The organism is Sporomusa acidovorans (assembly GCF_900101845.1).
Classification (GTDB): Bacteria; Bacillota; Negativicutes; order Sporomusales; family Sporomusaceae; genus Sporomusa; species Sporomusa acidovorans.
The window spans coordinates 13,553-31,177 of sequence record NZ_FNAM01000039.1; the positions used below are offsets into that span (position 1 = coordinate 13,553).

The 17,625-nt window shown below is 43.6% G+C and carries 15 protein-coding genes; 12 read left to right on the top strand and 3 right to left on the bottom strand.

Annotated features, from left to right (window positions below; genetic code table 11):
* The first annotated feature begins 110 nt into the window (after positions 1-110).
* The 12 genes from BLR65_RS21350 (at position 111) to BLR65_RS21405 (ending at position 15,112) form a co-directional block, all read left to right on the top strand.
* Positions 111-629, top strand: a complete 519-nt coding sequence (locus tag BLR65_RS21350; RefSeq protein WP_093796211.1) for a hypothetical protein — start codon at positions 111-113, stop codon at positions 627-629.
* Positions 630-1,067: 438 nt separating this feature from the next.
* Positions 1,068-3,128, top strand: coding sequence for a sigma-54-dependent Fis family transcriptional regulator (locus BLR65_RS21355; RefSeq protein WP_093796212.1), 2,061 nt, complete (start codon positions 1,068-1,070; stop codon positions 3,126-3,128).
* A gap of 495 nt (positions 3,129-3,623) precedes the next feature.
* Positions 3,624-4,763, top strand: coding sequence for an acyl-CoA dehydrogenase (locus BLR65_RS21360; RefSeq protein WP_093796213.1), 1,140 nt, complete (start codon positions 3,624-3,626; stop codon positions 4,761-4,763).
* Between the two features lie 34 nt (positions 4,764-4,797).
* Complete coding sequence (locus tag BLR65_RS21365) at positions 4,798-6,357, top strand: acyl CoA:acetate/3-ketoacid CoA transferase (RefSeq protein ID WP_093796214.1); 1,560 nt, start codon at positions 4,798-4,800, stop codon at positions 6,355-6,357.
* 14 nt (positions 6,358-6,371) lie between these two features.
* Complete coding sequence (locus tag BLR65_RS21370; protein WP_093796215.1) at positions 6,372-7,169, top strand: short-chain-enoyl-CoA hydratase; 798 nt, start codon at positions 6,372-6,374, stop codon at positions 7,167-7,169.
* A 38-nt stretch (positions 7,170-7,207) separates the two neighbouring features.
* The gene (locus tag BLR65_RS21375) at positions 7,208-7,984 is read left to right on the top strand and encodes an electron transfer flavoprotein subunit beta/FixA family protein (RefSeq protein WP_093796216.1); all 777 of its coding nucleotides are present in this window, start codon (positions 7,208-7,210) and stop codon (positions 7,982-7,984) included.
* A gap of 14 nt (positions 7,985-7,998) precedes the next feature.
* Positions 7,999-8,925, top strand: coding sequence for an electron transfer flavoprotein subunit alpha/FixB family protein (locus tag BLR65_RS21380; RefSeq protein ID WP_093796217.1), 927 nt, complete (start codon positions 7,999-8,001; stop codon positions 8,923-8,925).
* Between the two features lie 6 nt (positions 8,926-8,931).
* A complete protein-coding gene (locus BLR65_RS21385; protein ID WP_093796218.1) occupies positions 8,932-10,245 on the top strand; it encodes an FAD-dependent oxidoreductase in 1,314 nt (437 codons plus the stop codon).
* A complete protein-coding gene (locus tag BLR65_RS21390) occupies positions 10,242-10,535 on the top strand; it encodes a ferredoxin family protein (protein ID WP_093796219.1) in 294 nt (97 codons plus the stop codon). Before BLR65_RS21385 ends, BLR65_RS21390 begins: the two co-directional genes overlap by 4 nt.
* A gap of 39 nt (positions 10,536-10,574) precedes the next feature.
* Complete coding sequence (locus BLR65_RS21395) at positions 10,575-11,963, top strand: short-chain fatty acid transporter (protein WP_093796220.1); 1,389 nt, start codon at positions 10,575-10,577, stop codon at positions 11,961-11,963.
* Between the two features lie 33 nt (positions 11,964-11,996).
* Complete coding sequence (locus BLR65_RS21400; protein ID WP_093796221.1) at positions 11,997-12,950, top strand: 3-hydroxyacyl-CoA dehydrogenase family protein; 954 nt, start codon at positions 11,997-11,999, stop codon at positions 12,948-12,950.
* Positions 12,951-13,126: 176 nt separating this feature from the next.
* Positions 13,127-15,112 (top strand): methyl-accepting chemotaxis protein, encoded by a 1,986-nt coding sequence (locus BLR65_RS21405; RefSeq protein WP_093796222.1) that lies wholly within the window; start codon positions 13,127-13,129, stop codon positions 15,110-15,112.
* An 80-nt stretch (positions 15,113-15,192) separates the two neighbouring features.
* On the opposite strand, the gene BLR65_RS21410 is transcribed toward BLR65_RS21405, so the two are convergent.
* The 3 genes from BLR65_RS21410 to BLR65_RS21420 form a co-directional block, all read right to left on the bottom strand.
* Positions 15,193-15,663: a hypothetical protein gene (locus BLR65_RS21410; RefSeq protein WP_093796223.1), complete on the bottom strand. Its 471-nt coding sequence runs from the start codon at positions 15,661-15,663 to the stop codon at positions 15,193-15,195.
* 87 nt (positions 15,664-15,750) lie between these two features.
* The gene (locus BLR65_RS21415) at positions 15,751-16,740 is read right to left on the bottom strand and encodes an asparaginase (RefSeq protein WP_093796248.1); all 990 of its coding nucleotides are present in this window, start codon (positions 16,738-16,740) and stop codon (positions 15,751-15,753) included.
* A gap of 311 nt (positions 16,741-17,051) precedes the next feature.
* Entirely contained in the window at positions 17,052-17,249 is a 198-nt protein-coding gene (locus BLR65_RS21420) for a hypothetical protein (RefSeq protein WP_093796224.1), read from the bottom strand.
* Positions 17,250-17,625: the final 376 nt, after the last annotated feature.

The window sequence follows — 17,625 nt, forward strand, 5'->3', positions numbered from 1 at the left end:
CTAATGAAAGGAGTATTGTACAAGGAATTACCAGCAGGAAGAAAGAATAAATAGTACAGTGGCAATAAATGCCCATTAAGGAATAATGGATAGTAGTTTAGGAGGATATTGTGCGAAAAATAATAATAATTCTATGTTTGACGTTATTGGTTTGTCTACCTGTTCAGGCTAACCCTGTGACAATCCTGGAAGTCGGTGAAGTGGATCTGCCCAGGGATATTACGGTAACACAAGGTCAGGATAACAAGGGGAATACTAACTACTTTTTTAAGGCAAAAGATGGGGGAGTATGGAGAGCCGCTATGCTTATGCCCATTTCTCGGATTGTTTCCAACGAATACAATGATTTTTTAAAGATGGATACGCTACTAGATAAGGTTATACAAGATAAATTAAGTAATAAAAATACATTAGATATTGAAAAAGCAAAACAAATTACTATCGGGGGAAAAGCATGCACTATGGCTGCGCTTAAAATGGAAGCGTCTACCGGAGGCATTATTGCCAATATGGATATAATGATGATTCCTGGGAGTGACGGACTGAAAATGTTTGGGTTTGTATGCGCTGATGGCGATACACACTACTGGCGACCTATTATGCAAAAGATTGCATCCAATATTCGCTGAGCGGTTTTGGGTGTTTAATATTGCCAATAAAATTAAGCCATTGTCAGACAGCGGATGCTTCTCTGATGGTGGCTTTTTTCTGTTTGGAAATTAGCAAATCTCCATTTTTTGGACTTGACTGTTTTCCCTAATAGTTGGATTTTGTACTTTGGGCATGTGTCAGGGCAGTTCTATAGATAGTAGTGAAAAGCATTTTTTCAACGATAGTTTGGCAAAAAAGAAGATCTATGTTGCTAAAGAATGAAAAGAGTGGAAATTCTGAATGATTTCTTTCTAGGTATGATATATAATAAAACAAGGCTGGTTGCAAATTTTTTGCCAGTCTTGTTTCTGCATTACCAAGGTCCTGAGAGAAATGGAAGATTGAGGCAGTAAATAAGGCTTGCCGAAATTAGTGAGAAATTATGTGAGTTGGAATGAGGGGAGAGGATAAACAGCATGTTAGTACGAGACTTTATGACGCCCAATCCTCATGTTTTAGATAAAAAAGTTCAATTAAAAGAAGTTGTCAATCTATTTTATAAGTATAAACTAGAAGCTGCGCCGGTTGTGAATGAAGATAGACGGCTATGTGGCCTTGTTACGCGAACCGATATTATTGATACCATGATGAATCATCTACCGACATCTATTAGTGTGGAATCTTTTATGACCAAAAGTGTCGTGACAATCCATTCGGATAATACGCTGGAAGAAGCCTGGCAGATACCAATCACACATTTACCGGTTGTTGATTACGAAGATAAAATTATTGGTTTATTAAATCGACAGGACTTTGTAAAAATTTTTTATGACAGTTTAAGTCAATATAAATGCACGGTAGAACAATTAAGTGAATTGTCCTATAGCGGGGTCATTTGCATTAATCTTTATGGGATTATCACGCAGATTAATGATGTTGCCGCCCGGTTGGTCGGTGTAACAAAAGACGCGGCGCTGGGAAGGGTCGTTTCTGATATTATTCCCAATACACGTCTTATGAAAGTGATAACTACCGGCAAGAAAGATCTGAATGCAACGATAGAGATAAACGGGCAGCAGCTAACAGTGAACCGCACACCGATTTGCGAAGGCTACAAAATTGTCGGGGCTTTGGCAATTATTCAGGATATCCCGGCGAACGACAACTATGAAAAGGAAAAGGTCACAATGATGGCGGCGAAGCTGGAAATACTGGAACAGGTGTTTAGCAGTTTGCGGCAAGGCTTGATTGTCGTAGATACGAATAATGTGATTCGTTTAGTTAACAGTGCCTATGAAGAGATTATGGGGATTCCACGGAAAGATTTACTAAACCATAAAGCGCAAGACGCTGTTGAAAATTCAAGAATGCATATTGTATTAAAAACCGGAGTACCGGAGATTGACGACATGCAGTCGGTTAACGGGCGTCATATTATAGCCCAGCGGCTGCCGTTTTTTAAGAATGGCAAAGTGGTTGGCGCTATTGGGGAGGCGGTATTTAAGGATATTAGTCAGGTGGAGCAATTGCTGGAACGCAATAAAAACATTATCGAGCAAAACCCTGCCAAGAAACGGATAAAAAGCGATAATCTGCAGCCGCATTTAATGACCTTTGAAAATATTATTGGTCAATCCAGTAAGATGATTCGCGTAAAAAATTTAGCGGCGAAAATTGCGGCGACAGATACCACGGTTCTCATTCAGGGAGAAAGCGGGACAGGAAAAGATCTTTTTGCGCAAGCAATCCATAATGCGAGCAATCGCAGCAACAAGCCATTAGTAGCCATTAATTGTGCAGCCATTCCGGCTGAACTGTTGGAAGCGGAATTATTCGGGTATGATGAAGGCGCTTTTACAGGTGCCAGAAAAGGTGGAAAAAAGGGTAAGTTTGAAGTGGCGGAAGGCGGCACGTTATTTTTAGATGAAATCGGCGATATGCCGCTGGTTATGCAGGCTAAATTGCTGAGAGTTATGCAGAATAAGACCTTTGAGCATGTCGGCGGGGAAAATGTCCGCGTTTGCAATGTCCGGTTCATTGCCGCGACCAATAAGAATTTGCAGGAACTGGTAGCCAAGGGGTCATTTAGAGAAGATTTGTATTACCGCCTAAATGTTGTTTGTTTAGAGGTTCCCCCGCTTAGAGAACGCAAGGAAGACATCCGCGAGATTATTGAGATGATGATGCCGGTTATTTGCAATAACTTAAACATATCGATTAAACAGTTTTCCGGAGAGGCAATTGAAAAGATGATTGCCTATCAATGGCCTGGCAATATAAGAGAATTGATTAACGCACTTGAGCAATTGGCAGCAACTGTCGAGGGCATGACGATTGTTCCCAAACAGTTGCCTGGGTCTGTTTTGCAGTTGGAGGGCCAAGGAGGACGGCTGGAGAACGAAACTATGGATGAATCTTCAAAAATATGGGCGGCACTAAAGGCAGCGCATGGAAATAAAGCAGCGGCAGCTAAAATTTTGGGTATTCATAGGTCGACACTGTATGAAAAATTAAAAAAATATTCGATACAATCATAAATCCGACAATTTGTAATGTCGGAGCAAAATCGATGTGTCGGGACAGATGGTTCCTGCTTGTAGGGAAAGTTCTCTTTGATCCGTAAGTTCTGAAGTCTCGGGCTAATTTACGAAGGGTTGGTAGCGATTGGGCAGAGAAAATCCGACACTCGCTAATGTCGGAAAATTTAAAGTGTTGGGACAGACGGCTAGTGTCTGCTGTTCCGACACTTTTTTTGTATGTCGGATGTCGGTCATTCTGTATTTACATAGAAGTTTATTCAATGAATTAGAAATAAATTTCCCAAAGAAAATTGTCGCTATTCTAGTAAAATCAATGGCCTTTGATGTTTAAAAATTTGTAATGATAGGAAGGTTAAGCCGGTTTCAGTGAATATGGCATGGAAATTGCATTACTAGAAAGTGAGAAAAAATTAAGGCAATAGACACAATTCAGAAACTAGCCCGGAGATGTGTCTATTAATAAAACGATTCGTTTATAAGGGGGATGTTAGTATGGACTTTCAACTGACAGAGGAGCAAAGGTTATTACAACAAAATGCACGAGAGTTTGCGCAGGAATATTGTCAGCCAATTGCAGCCGAAATCGATCAGACAGGCAGGTATCCGGCAGAAACGATCAAGCAGATGGCGGCACATGATTTTATGGGAATGCCTTATCCTGAAGAATATGGCGGAGCAGGTACCGATTATGTAAGCTACATTTTGGCTGTTGAAGAAATTTCCCGAGTATGTGCATCAACCGGAATCATTTATTCAGCGCATTGTTCTTTGGGCTTATGGCCGATTTATAAATGGGGATCGGAAGAGTTGAAGAAAAAATATCTTGTTCCATTATGTAAAGGTGAAAAATTAGGAGCATTTGCTTTGACAGAACCCGGCGCAGGAACTGATGCTGCATCAGGCACTTGTACAGCCACCTTAGAAAATGATTCGTATGTGCTTAATGGCACAAAATGCTTTATTACCAATGGCGGCGTAGCCGATGTTTATCTAGTTTTTGCCTTGACAGATCCCACCAAAGGCGTAAAAGGCTTAAGTGCCTTTGTTGTCGAGAAAGATTTGCCCGGCTTTGAAATCGGCAAGCATGAAGACAAAATGGGAATTCGCGGTTCGCAGACAACAGAACTGATTTTCAAAAATTGCCGTGTACCAAAAGGAAACTTAATTGGCGAGGAAGGTAAAGGCTTTAAATATGCAATGCAAACGTTAGATGGCGGACGTGTCGGTGTTGCCGCACAAGCGTTGGGAATTGCACAAGGTGCTTTGGATGAAGCAATTAAGTTTGCTAAAGAAAGAGTACAGTTTGGTAAACCAATCGCCACGAAGCAAGCCATTCAATGGATGCTGGCAGATATGGAAACACATATTCAAGCCGCACGGTTCCTGGTGTATAATGCCGCAGCCGCGAAGGATAGAGGAGAAGCATTTAGTAAAGAGGCGGCTATGGCAAAATTATTTGCTGCAGAAACCGCTGATTATGTTTGTACAAAAGCTATTCAGGTACATGGTGGTTACGGCTATATTAAACAGTTTAAGGTAGAACGCTGCTATCGCGACGCTAAAATCTGCTCCATCTATGAAGGGACAAGCGAAGTGCAGCGCATGGTTATTGCCGGTGCATTATTACGATAATTATCGCAAAAAGAAACTAGGAGGCGCGGTATAGATGAAAATCGTTACAAAAGAAGAAGCTGTGGAACTGATCAAAGATGATGCCTTCGTCGGCTTGGTTGGATTTGTTGGCTGTGCACATCCGGAAACGTTGACAGCCGCTTGTGAAGAAAGTTTTTTACAGAGTGGTCATCCAAGAAATTTAACCATTCAATTTAGTGCCGGTCTTGGTGATAGTAAAACGAAAGGAACAAACCATTTTGGCAATCCCGGGATGGTTAAGCGCATTATTGGCGGCCACTTGGCCCTCGCACCTCGTTTAGGTGAACTTATTTTGAACAATCAAACAGAAGCTTATAATCTTCCCCAAGGCATTATTACCCATCTTTGGCGGGCGGCTGCGGGAAATAAGCCAGGTGTACTGAGCAAAGTGGGTTTAAAAACTTTTATTGATCCACGCCTGGAAGGCGGGAAACTGAATGCAAAAACAACCGAAGATATTGTGAAACTCATGGAAGTTGATGGCGAAGAGTACCTGTATTACAAAGCGTGTAAGCCGGATGTGGCTTTAATCCGTGCAAGTACCGTGGATGAGAACGGAAATCTGACAATGGAGCGTGAATCTGTTATTCCGGAAGTTTATGCTGTTGCCTGTGCGGCGAAAGCAAACGGCGGTATTGTTATTGCCGAGGTAGAACGGCTTGCATTAAAGGGTTCTTTAAAACCGATGGATATTAAAGTTCCCGGCGTATTGGTTGATTATGTAGTAATTGGTGATAAGGATAAATTTTTGCAAACAAACGGCGAGTACTATAATCCCGCCTATACGGGCGAAGTAAAATTACCGCTTGGTGCGGTAAAACCATTGCCATTAACGGAACGTAAAGTTATTGCGAGACGGGCAGCCATGGAATTGAAGCCGCATGATATAGCAAACCTCGGTATTGGCATGCCAGAGGGAATTGCGGCAGTGGCAGCGGAGGAGGGGTTTGGCGATACACTGACAATGACTGTTGAATCCGGCGGGTTTGGTGGTGTTCCGGCTGCCGGGGCAAGTTTTGGTGCAACCGTAGATCCCGAAGTGATTGTTTGTCAGCCAGATATGTTCGATTTTTATGACGGCGGTAATCTGGATGTTACCTGTCTGGGAATTGCGCAAGTTGACAGTGCCGGAAACTTGAATGTTAGTAAATTCGGGCCGAAAGTTCCGGGCTGTGGCGGGTTTATTAATATTTCGCAAAATGCCAAGAAGATTATTTTCTGCGGAACTTTGACAGCAGGCGGTCTAAAAGTCAAAGTGGAAGACGGTAAGCTTGTTATTGAAAAAGAAGGCAAGGCCAAGAAATTTATTCCTAAAGTAGAACAGATTACGTTTAGTGCGGAATACGCCAAATCAATTCACCAGCCGGTTTTGTTTATTACCGAAAGAGCGGTATTTGAATTGCACGATGAAGGTCTTGTATTGACGGAAATTGCTCCGGGGATCGATTTGCAACAGGATGTATTGGCGCAGATTGACGCCAAAGTTAACGTATCGCCAAATCTTAAAGTCATGGATGAAAGAATTTTTAAAGATGAAATTATGGGGTTATCCGCCAATAGCATAAATGCGTAAAGGAGTCGATAAACATGGGGGAATATAATAATTTACTGGTACAAGAAGAACAGGGCATTGCCGTCGTGACGCTTAACCGTCCGAAAGCTTTGAATGCGTTAAATGATGCATTGATGTCGGAAATTGGTGATGTTTTTACAGAATTGAATAATAAGGATAGTGTAAAAGTGATTATTCTTACCGGTGCCGGAGAAAAATCTTTTGTTGCCGGTGCAGATATCAAGGAAATGAAAGATTTAAATGCCGATGAGGCCAAACGCTGGGCAGAAAAGGGTGAAGGCACATTCCTGAAAATTGAGCAGTGTGAGAAGCCGGTTATTGCGGCAATTAACGGCTTTGCTCTTGGTGGTGGTTGTGAAATTGCGATGGCCTGTGATATTCGGATTGCTTCAGAAAATGCAAAATTTGGTCAGCCTGAAGTTGGCCTTGGAATTATCCCCGGCTTTGGCGGTACACAACGCTTAAGCCGGTTGGTGGGACGCGGCATGGCGAAATATCTGATTTATACGGCCGATATGATCAAAGCCGATGAAGCGTATCGCATTGGGCTGGTCCAAAAAGTGGTTGCTTTAGAAAATTTATTAGACGAAGCTAAGAAGATAGCCCAATCCATCAGCGCGAAGAGTCAGACTGCTGTTCGTTTGGCCAAGGATGCCATTAATCGCGGGGCAGAAATGTCGATGGCCAATGCCATGCAATATGAAGCCTATATTTTCGGTCTGTGTTTCAGCGGCGAAGATCAGGCTAACGGCATGAGTGCGTTTGTGAATAAAGAAAAACCCCAGTTTACGGGTAATTTTACCAAAGGGTAAAGCAGATACGGACAAACTTCTCTAGTGAGGTCGATAGCATGAATATTATTGCCTGTTACAAATGGGTTTTGGACGAACAAGATATAAAGATCACGGCAGGAAGTCTGACGTTGGACACAAGTCGTGCCAAGGGAAAAATCAGTGAGTATGATAAGAATGCCATAGAAGAAGCGGTTGTGCAGGCCGAGGGCTGTGGAGTGGAAGTCATTAGTCTGACTTTTGGCGGCAGCAAAGCAAAGCAATCCTTAAAAGACGCTTTGTCGCGCGGCCCGGCAAAAGGTTATTGGGTGAATGACGCCGCCGCAGACCGGGCGGACGGTTATGTCACGGCCAATGTGCTTGCGGCCGCAATAAGAAAAATCGGCGACTATGGTTTGGTACTGTTCGGCGAAGGGTCTGCCGATACCTATGGTCAGCAAGTGGGCCCGAGAGTTGCCACTTTGCTGGAAATTCCGGCCATCACGTTTGTGTCACAATTTAAGATCGAGGGCGATACGGTAACCGCCATCAGAAAACTCGAAAATTGTACAGAGCAAATTAGCGCAAAATTACCGGTCGTGATTACTGTTTTGCCTGAAATCAATAAACCCCGGATTCCCAGCCTGAAACAAGTTCTTGGCGCAGCCAAGAAATCAGCGCAAGAATGGAAGGTTACTGATCTAGGTTTGGATACACAGGCCCTTGAGCCCAAAACTAAAGTAAAATCAATACAAGGTTTTGTTATGAAACGCAAAAATCAAATTTATAAAGCCGGCACAGTAGAAGAAAAAGTCGAAGCTTTTGTTACGGCATTGAATAAAGATGGTGTGTTGTAAAGGAGGAAATAGACATGGCCGGAATTTGGATCTATTCTGAAGACTGTGCAGTAGCTTTACAGCTTTTAACAGCAGGGCAGAACCTCGCTTACAAGCTGAATGAAAAAATAACCGCCATTACGACAAACCAGGAAGGGGCAGCAGACTTGATTGCATGCGGCGCAGATAAAGTAATGGTATTGGCGGGGCAGACCGACTGGGTAGAAAATTATGCGCAGCCGATTGCCGCCGTATTGCGTGACGAAAATCCGAAAGTTGTCTTGCTTGGCGGTACGTTGCGCGGCAAGGCTGTTGCTGCAAACCTTGCGGCGCAGCTAAAAAGTGGGCTGGTTAACAGCGCCTTCAGTATTGATGGGCAAGAGGGCAGCATCGAAACAAAACGAATGATGTACGGCGGTCTAGCCGTATGTACAGAAGTGCTTAGCGATGGCTGCATTGTGACGATAGAGCCACGTACCTATGAAAAGGCAAATACGGATGCGTCAAACAGCGGGGAAGTGGTAACGTCAGATGTTTCCCTCGCTAGTGAAGTTCACGTAGACAGAATTGAACCAATTGTAAGACAAGGCGCGGATATTACGGCAGCCAAGACGGTTATCTGCGTTGGTCGTGGACTGAGTGCCCAAGAAGATATGAAGTTAGCTGAGATGTTAGTGCAAAAAACAGGTGGCGTAATTGGCTGTACGCGCAGTATTGCGGAAGACTATCATTGGCTGCCGGCCGAGGCCTATATTGGTTTATCCGGACAGAAAGTAAAACCGGACCTCTATCTGGCGTTCGGTGTATCCGGACAAATCCAGCATGTGGCGGGCATTCGCGATGCCAAAATTATTGCCGCTATCGATAAAAATGAAAATGCCCCTATTTTTGCCGCCGCTGATTATGGCATTGTTGGCGATCTGCATGAAATTGTACCCGCGTTAATAGAAAAACTAGGGTAAACCATTATGACTGACCGGGAGGTGAACATCGTGGAAGACGAAGAAAAATTTGATGTGATCATTATTGGTGCCGGGCCTGCCGGTTCAGCGTGTGCTTATATTTTAGCGCGAGAAGGAAAAAATGTCCTGATTATTGAACGTGGAGATATAGCTGGCAACAAAAACGTTACCGGTGGACGCTTATATACCTATGCCCTGGAACTACTGGAACCGGGGCTGTATAAGGAAGCCGTCCTGGAACGTAAAGTTGTAAGTGAACAAATCATGCTGCTCACAGAAAAAACAGGGTTAACGATCGACTATTTTGACGAATCAGAACCAAGTGGAGCATTGCCGCCACAATCCTATACAGTACTTCGAGCGCCTTTTGACGAATGGCTTGCCGGCAAAGCGGAAGAACAGGGGGCCATGCTTGCCACCGGAATTCTAGTGAATGATTTAATCATGAAAGATGGTAAAGTTGTTGGCGTTAAAGCCGGCGAAGATGAGATGTATGCTGATATTGTTATTGCCGCCGATGGCGTAAATTCTTTTATGGCCCAAAAAGCCGGCCTAAAAAAAGAGTGGAATAGTCATGAAGTCGGAGTTGGGGTAAAGGAAATCATTGAATTGCCGGCAGAGGTTATCAGCAATCGTTTTCAGGTTTGTGAAGACGAGGGAGTAGCAAGAACACTGCTCGGTAACACTGACGGTGTGCAGGGAGGTGGTTTTCTCTATACCAATAAAAACAGCATATCGCTTGGGCTTGTGCTCAGTCCAGAAGCATTAGCCCGGCAAAAACGCTCAATTGCCGACATTTATCAGGATTTCAAAATGCACCCAGCCATATATCGTGCGATAGAAGGCGGGACGACAATCGAGTACAGTGCTCATCTGGTGCCGGAAAATGGCTGGAACAGTGTGCCGGAAAAATTGTATAGAGATGGTTTTCTGGTAATTGGTGATGCAGCGGGGTTTGTGATCAATACCGGGACAATGATCCGCGGTATTGATTTGGCCATTGTCAGCGGGGTAGCTGCCGCCCGCGCAGTTTTGGCAGCAACAGCGCCAAGTGAAGTCGGACCGGAATATGTAAGGACTTTAGAAGAATTGCATGTGCCGGCAACCATGAAATTGTTTGCCGGTTGGCCGCAAATCACGGGAATGGAACGCATGGCGGCTACCTACCCCGCAATGGCAAATGAAATGCTGCGTTTTATGTTTAAAGTAGATGGCACTGTCCCGGAAAAAATGCCGAAGGCCATGTATCAGATTATGAAGAAATACGTAAGCCTGGGACAGTTGCTCTCAGATGCATGGAAGGGGTTTAAAGCCATATGACAGTAAAACGACAAGGAGTTGATGAATTACTTGGGCTGGATAAATTCACTATCGACGAAGAAAATGCCCATATTCGTTTGAATAAAGAGATTTGTGCAAACTGCAAAGATAAACCATGCTTAGTTGTTTGCCCGGCAAAATTATATAAATTAAATGACAATGGGGAAGTTAGCTTTGATTATGCCGGGTGTCTGGAATGCGGAACCTGCCGGATCATGTGTAAAGATAAGGGAATTGTTCTCTGGAAATATCCTGCGGGAACATTAGGTGTGGCTTTTCGTTGTGGCTGACTGGTAAATGAAACTAGATAGCAGAGGAGAGAATCTTATATGAATGGTCATGAGGCAAATTCGCAAAGCAAGAAAAAATTGACCGATTATTTTACCGAATTCGCTGAGCGTTGGGTGCCTGATTCCTATGTCATAGCCCTGGTACTAAGCATCGTAGCTTTTCTGCTGGCAGCAATTTTTACGCCTAATAATCCATATAAAATTGTTCAGGCATGGGGAAAAGGATTTTGGACGTTACTGGAATTCTCAATGCAAATGGCGCTGATTGTTATTACCGGTTATGCTTTGGCGACAACACCGCTTTGTAAAAATTTAATCGTCACCGTGTGCAGTAAGCCGAAGTCCGCGCCGCAAGTATATCTTTGGGCGGTAATCATTTCGGCGATTGGTTACTATCTTAACTGGGGATTTGGCTTGGTGTTTGCCGCCCTGATCACCAAAGAATTAGCACGGCAAGCGGCTAAAAAGGGCATACTGGTGGATTACCGCTTTTTATGCGGCGCCAGTTGGACAACGTTTTATATCTGGCATATGGGATTGTCGGGGTCAGCCCCGTTGCTGGTTGCAACCGCCAATCACTTTATGGTAAAAGAAATCGGCGTTATTTCGATTACGCAAACTATTTTTCATCCCTATAACTTAATTCTGACAGGTGTGTCGGTGTTGGCCATTATCCTGCTGTTTTGGAAAATTTTATTACCGACAGATGCAGCAAAGATTAAAACGTTTGCAGATCTAAGGCCGGATTTAGCCAAAGATGAAAAAATTGAAACCGTTCAAAACGTCAAAATTACCACGCCCAGCGAATGGTTTACGTACTCACCCTGGTTTTCTTATCTGATAGGGATCATGTTTCTTGTCTATCTCTATTATCATTTCGTGGAACTCGGCAAATCCCTGGATATTAACGTGCTCAATTTTATTTTCCTGATGTTGATTATCTTTTTGTACAAACGGCCGGCAGACCTGATAAAGGCCATTAAGTCGTCAACGTCCGCTTCCTGGGGCGTTATCCTGCAATTTCCGTTCTATGCCGGGATTTTTGGTATTATGAAATTTACGGGGTTGGTGGATACGCTTTCAAAATGGGTGATCAGCTTTAGTACGGAATTTACATTTCCCGCCATTGCGGCCATGCTTACCGCAGTAATCGGCTACTTTATCCCCTCTGGCGGCAGCAAATGGGTTATTGAGGCCCCGTTTTTAATTCCGGCGGGACATGCTTTAGGCGTAGCGGATGCCAAAACCATTATCGCCTATATGTTTGGCGGCGACCTGGTAGCCCTAGTGCAGCCGTTTTTCGCGGTACCGTTTATGGCCGTTACCGGACTTGAATTCAAAGATTTTGTCGGTTATTCCTTTGTAGCCTTTATCGTTTTGGGAATTATTATGTTCTTAGGGTTAACCTTTATACCGTTCGCGGTATAACTGAAATAAAGAAAGAAGAAGGGAAGGGTAGGCATGAAGGCAGAAGACATTAAAAATATTTGCAATTTAGGAACAGGAACAATGGGGTTCGGCACAGCATTGCTATTTGCCAAAAAGGGCTATAATGTACGCATGTATGGCCGCTCGGCGGCAAGTATTGAACGTGGTTTTAACAGTATCAAAGCAACGTTGACAACGTATAAAGAGAATCAATTGGTGACAGAAGCGGAAATTCCGCAAATTATAGCAAGAATTAAAGGGTGCACAACATTAGAAGAAGCCACCAAGGAAGCAGATTTTGTCATTGAATCGATTGCCGAGGATCTAACCGTAAAAAAAGATGTTTGGGCAAAAGTTGAAGCACTTACCGGGCCGCATACAATTTTTGCAACTAATACTTCAGGGCTTAGTCCAACCGCTATTGCCGAAGCATTGCAAAGAAAAGAAAAATTTGTTGTCGCTCATTTCTGGAATCCGCCGCATCTGGTCCCCTTAGTTGAGATTGTTCCCGGAAAACACACATCCCAGGAAACGGTTGATGTTACGTGGAAATTGATTGAAAAAATTGATAAAAAACCGGTGCCGTTGAAGCGGGAAGCATTAGGTTTTATTGGCAATCGTTTGCAGCTGGCGCTGCTGCGGGAAGCTCTATATATTGTGGAATCCGGCATTGCTACGCAAGAGGCGGTTGATACAGCGGTAAAATACAGCATTGGCCGTCGCCTTTCCACAACAGGTCCATTAGAAACAGCCGATTTAGGCGGGTTGGATATTTTTCACAACATTGCAGCCTACTTATATGCCGACTTGTGTGACGCCAAAGAACCATCCGAACTGCTAAAAAAAGCAATGCGGGAAGGCAATCTTGGTGCGAAAACCGGTACAGGGCTATATGATTGGACACCGGAGGCCTTGCAGAAAATCAAAAAAACCCGGGAAAATATTTTAATTGAATGGCTACAAAAAGATAAAAGCATGACGTTTTAATTAACGCAACAAAAAGTCGTTTTTTAGTTTAAAAGACAGTATGTCACATCCTTTTAAGTCAAAGGACGATGTACTGTCTTTTTGTATGATTTAGAGGCTGTATCGATTATTTTGATACAGCCTCTCTGACAGTTAACAAAATAATACAGATAATAATTATGAAGTGAGGATAAATAATGAGAAGTATAAAAACGGTTTTAGTTACCCTGATATCCATAATTATTGTAATAGCATTTGGTATTTTAACCGCCGTCAATTACGTAAATACAGAAAAAACGATCAAGGCAGAACTGGAAAAATCGATAGCCGCTACAGCCCAGTCCAATGCTAAAGAAATATCTTTATGGATTGATTTAAGGCGAACAGAAATAGAAGGACTGGCAAATTCGCCGATCATTGCGAGTGGCAACCAACAGGCAATTGTCAGCTATTTGGCGGCTGAAAGTAAACGCCTTACCTTTTTCAGCGCTTTTTGGGTAGCGGATTTATATGGGATTTGGTATTCGCCGCTTGGTACAACAGGAAGTATCAGCGAGAGACCTTATTTTAAAGAAATTCTCTCAACCGGTAAAACCGTTGTATCAGATCCATTGATTGGGAAAGCGGATGGTAAAATGGCCTGCGTAGTTGCCGTACCAATTACAGTTGATGGGAAGACGATTGGTATTTTAGGCGGCAATATTAAAATGGATGAACTGATTCAGCATATTGGATCAATAACAGTCGGTCAGACAGGATATGCCACTTTGGCGCAAATGGATGGTTTAATCATTGCTCATCCTGTAAAGGATTATATTATGCAATATAATCCTTTACAGGATGATGGGCTCAACTCCCGGTTGAGAGAAATTTATAAACAGCAAAGTAGCGGCAATACGGGAGTTGCTCATTATGCGGCAGGTGATGCAAACCGGTATATTGCGTATGCGCCCATTCCCGGACTTAAATGGACTTTAAATATTAATGCCATTGTCGACGAATTTACGGGACCATTGCGGTCATTACTATTTTCTTCGCTGATGACAACGGGAATGATATTAATTATTGCAGTTTTTCTAATCCTTGTGGCAGTTAAAAAGATAACGCAGCCTATCGCCTTATTGCAGAAAGCTGCAGAAAACATTGCTAAAGGCGATTTAAGCACTACTGACTTTACGATAACTACCCAAAATGAATTAGGCCAGTTAGCAAAATCATTTAGTGATATGGTACAAAATCTTCGCGGGCTCATCCGGCAGGTTATTGAGACTGCCGAACAAGTTTTGGCTGCGTCTGAAGAACTTGCGGCCGGCGCCGAACAGTCCTCGCGGTCGGTAACGCAGGTAGCGGATGCGATTAGTGATGTAGCAAACGGCGCGGAGCAGCAAGTTAAAGCTAGCGATGATACCTGCGGCCTAACAGAACAAATGTCTTTACAAATTGAGCAGGCAACGGCCATTGTCTGTCAGGCGACTGACTATTCCATACAGGCTGCCAAGGTATCTGAAACAGGCGGGCAATCGGTCGATGAAGCCGTCAGCCAAATCACCGCTATTGAAGAAACCGTAAATAATTCGGCGCAAGTTGTTGCCCAGTTGGGTGAAAAATCGAAAGAAATCGGGCAAATCGTTGATATGATATCCCGGATTGCCGGACAGACAAACTTGTTGGCGCTCAATGCCGCTATAGAGGCCGCCAGAGCCGGCAAGCAGGGCAGGGGGTTTACCGTTGTGGCGGAAGAAGTCCGTAAACTGGCTGAGCAGTCGCAGGATGCAGCCAAGCAAATTGCCACCTTGATTAATGAAATTCAGCGTGAGACAGATAAAGCCGTCGATGCTATGGCCGAAGGCACTCGTGAAGTGAAAGTCGGCACAGAGGTCGTCGCTGCGGCCGGCCGGGCTTTCAAAAAAATAAATGCATTAATCACGCAAGTATCGGAGCAGGCTAGGGCAAGCACAACGGATATGCAGGAGTTGACCGGTGCCAGTCAGCAAATTGCGGAAACGGTAAAGGAATTTGACAAGCAGAGCAAAAGAGCGGCTGGACAAGTTCAGAAAGTATCCGCCGCCACACAAGAGCAGTCAGCTTCTATAGAAGAGATTGTTTCAGCCAGCCAAAATCTTGCCAAGCTGGCCCAGAATCTTCAGACGGCTGTAGGTAAATTTAGGATTAGTAGTTTCTAATGATGAAACAGATTAGCCGCAAACAGATGACATGCATAAATAAAAAAACGGACGCTTATAAACGCCCGTTTTGCACTTCCTTATTTTAAATAGAATTCATTGTCCCGGGGATGCCAGCCGTCTTGGCCGATAAATATACTTTTGCGAGGCATTTCCTGACCGTCTTTATAGAGCTTAAATTTTAGTTCATTTCCGTCTTTTACCCGGAAACTCATTTCATCGATTCCACGGCCGGTAAAACGAAACCGGATTGTTTTATGGCGCCAGTCTACTTTTACGTAATCCCCGTTTTCCAGTTTTTTTTCCTCAATGTCATAAAACCGTCCGTCAGTATGGATGACACCGGAGAATACGTGCTGGTCTCGCAAATTCGTTGATTTTATATGGAATTCATTATGACGGTTATGCCAGATCGACAAACTGGGAATATACATCATTTGTCGCAATGTCTGATCAGGCCGTCCTTCCGAGCGGTCATTCCAGGCAAACGCGGTTCCAGATAGGGTGACGAGAAAGCAGGTAATTACGATCAGGTAAGATAGTTTTTTCAAGATATCATCTCCTTAATGGGATTTGATACCATTATGTAACAAAAATTTGACAAGAATATGACAATGAAAAAAATAGAAAAATTTTGGCTAGTATGTCCAAAACATATCCTGAATTTTTTGCGGGTCACTTGTTTTCGTCAAGGCCAGCATAAGTAAAATTCTGGCTTTTTGCGGGCTGAGAGTATCGGCTGCCACAAACCTATCATGGTCTTCAGCCAGGACGCTGTTTTTGGTAACAACGCCGTTCCCGGCCCGGGTGCTGCGCACAACGATAACGCCCCGGGCCTGAATTTTCCGGAAGGTATTTTTCATGGTTTCCGACATATTGCCATTGCCAAGCCCCGCATAGATAAGCCCTTTAGCCCCGGAGGCTACGGCTGCCTGGGCTAAAATCCCGGTATCATTGACATGACCGTAAATGATATCAACCTGGGGCAGTTCATTGATTCCGGAAATATCAAAATCGGTCATATAGGTGTGTTTGCGTGTGGGCATACGGTAAAAATGTGGACAGCCGTCAATAATGTAACCTAAATAGCCGAGTTCCGGCGCCTTAAAAGTGTCCTGGAGGGCCGTATTGGTCTTGGTTACTTCCCGGCTGCTGTTAATTGTATCATTAAGGGAAACAAGAACTCCTTTACCCCGGGCTGTTCGGCTCACAGCCAGAATGATTGCGTTATATAGATTCATAGGGCCGTCAGGGCTGATCGCGGTTGCTGGCCGCATCGCGCCGACCAGCACCACCGGTTTTTCGCTTTTTACTACCAGATTTAAAAAATAAGCGGTTTCTTCTAGGGTATCTGTCCCATGAGTTACCACAATTCCATCCACGTCCGGCTGCTTTAACAAGGCATTAATGCGTTCTGTCAGGTAAAACCAGATTTTGTGATTCATGTCGGCACTGTCAATCTGAGCGATTTGTTCTGTGGCAATGTCGGCAATGGCTGTCAGTGGTTCAATGGCCTTTACTATCTTTTCTATAGGTACTATGCCTGCGTGATAACTTACTGTGTCGGTGGGGTCATGTGATACTCCGGCGATAGTTCCCCCTGTGGCGAGTATGACTACTTTTTTCATATATTCAATCCTTCCCATAATCCATCTATCCTATCGTATAGTTTTTATATTTTTGAATGGTACGTTAGTGATCCGCCTCTCTGTAATTCAATCAATAGCCACGCATACATATTCTAGACAATTCACTTGGATATGGTATTCTCCAGGCGGGCAGGATATCCTTTTGACAGTACGGTTAGTTTGCGGGCAGGAAAGAAAAAAGCGCCGTCCATAGAGACGGCACTTTAAAGAGAGAGAAAAAATAATGCTTAGTATACCCATGACGGGTGGATTATGGGCACTGGTATTTTAGTTTAGGGGATGCTCTGAAATTAGCTGTTATTAGCCATATGTATGTCGTTGGCGCTTTCCTTTTTATAATTTTCAACAATTATATGTAATTGTTGAAACAGTTCATTTTTTGGCATGGTATTATTTTCTTTAACATATGAGACGATATCGTACAAACAGTCGTGCGGCAACCCGGCGTTGGTTACTTCTTTTGCCAACTCAACTAACTCTTGAAACATGTAAATCACGCTCCCTTCTGCACATAGGTATATTCTACAATAGACTCACTAACATATAATGTAACTTTAACTAGGCTGTTTAACAAAAATTTTTCAACAAAATTTTATCAAAATTACGCCATATTGCATTTTTGGGCGCGCATGGTTTGTTGGGGATGAATAAAAAATGGCGCCGCCCATAATGGTCGGCGCTTAAAGGAGAGAGAAAAAGAATTATCCTTAGTATATCCAGTATTCACCGGATTATACACCTTACATTGTTTATTTATCATTTCAGAAAGCCCCAGCTACGAAAAACAGCTAAGGCCAGAGAATGATGTGCGGATTACAACAGTCAAACGGGCGGCATAGCCGATACGGACGACAGTAATAAGGG

Bases quoted from the DNA above. Each gene is read 5' to 3' on its own strand.
- BLR65_RS21405 (WP_093796222.1), top strand. From the start codon at position 13,127: ATGAGAAGTATAAAAACGGTTTTAGTTACCCTGATATCCATAATTATT.
- BLR65_RS21390 (WP_093796219.1), top strand. From the start codon at position 10,242: ATGACAGTAAAACGACAAGGAGTTGATGAATTACTTGGGCTGGATAAA.
- BLR65_RS21400 (WP_093796221.1), top strand. From the start codon at position 11,997: ATGAAGGCAGAAGACATTAAAAATATTTGCAATTTAGGAACAGGAACA.
- BLR65_RS21355 (WP_093796212.1), top strand. From the start codon at position 1,068: ATGTTAGTACGAGACTTTATGACGCCCAATCCTCATGTTTTAGATAAA.
- BLR65_RS21385 (WP_093796218.1), top strand. From the start codon at position 8,932: ATGACTGACCGGGAGGTGAACATCGTGGAAGACGAAGAAAAATTTGAT.
- BLR65_RS21360 (WP_093796213.1), top strand. From the start codon at position 3,624: ATGGACTTTCAACTGACAGAGGAGCAAAGGTTATTACAACAAAATGCA.
- BLR65_RS21370 (WP_093796215.1), top strand. From the start codon at position 6,372: ATGGGGGAATATAATAATTTACTGGTACAAGAAGAACAGGGCATTGCC.
- BLR65_RS21375 (WP_093796216.1), top strand. From the start codon at position 7,208: ATGAATATTATTGCCTGTTACAAATGGGTTTTGGACGAACAAGATATA.
- BLR65_RS21365 (WP_093796214.1), top strand. From the start codon at position 4,798: ATGAAAATCGTTACAAAAGAAGAAGCTGTGGAACTGATCAAAGATGAT.
- BLR65_RS21380 (WP_093796217.1), top strand. From the start codon at position 7,999: ATGGCCGGAATTTGGATCTATTCTGAAGACTGTGCAGTAGCTTTACAG.
- BLR65_RS21415 (WP_093796248.1), bottom strand. From the start codon at position 16,740: ATGAAAAAAGTAGTCATACTCGCCACAGGGGGAACTATCGCCGGAGTA.
- BLR65_RS21420 (WP_093796224.1), bottom strand. From the start codon at position 17,249: ATGTTTCAAGAGTTAGTTGAGTTGGCAAAAGAAGTAACCAACGCCGGG.
- BLR65_RS21395 (WP_093796220.1), top strand. From the start codon at position 10,575: ATGAATGGTCATGAGGCAAATTCGCAAAGCAAGAAAAAATTGACCGAT.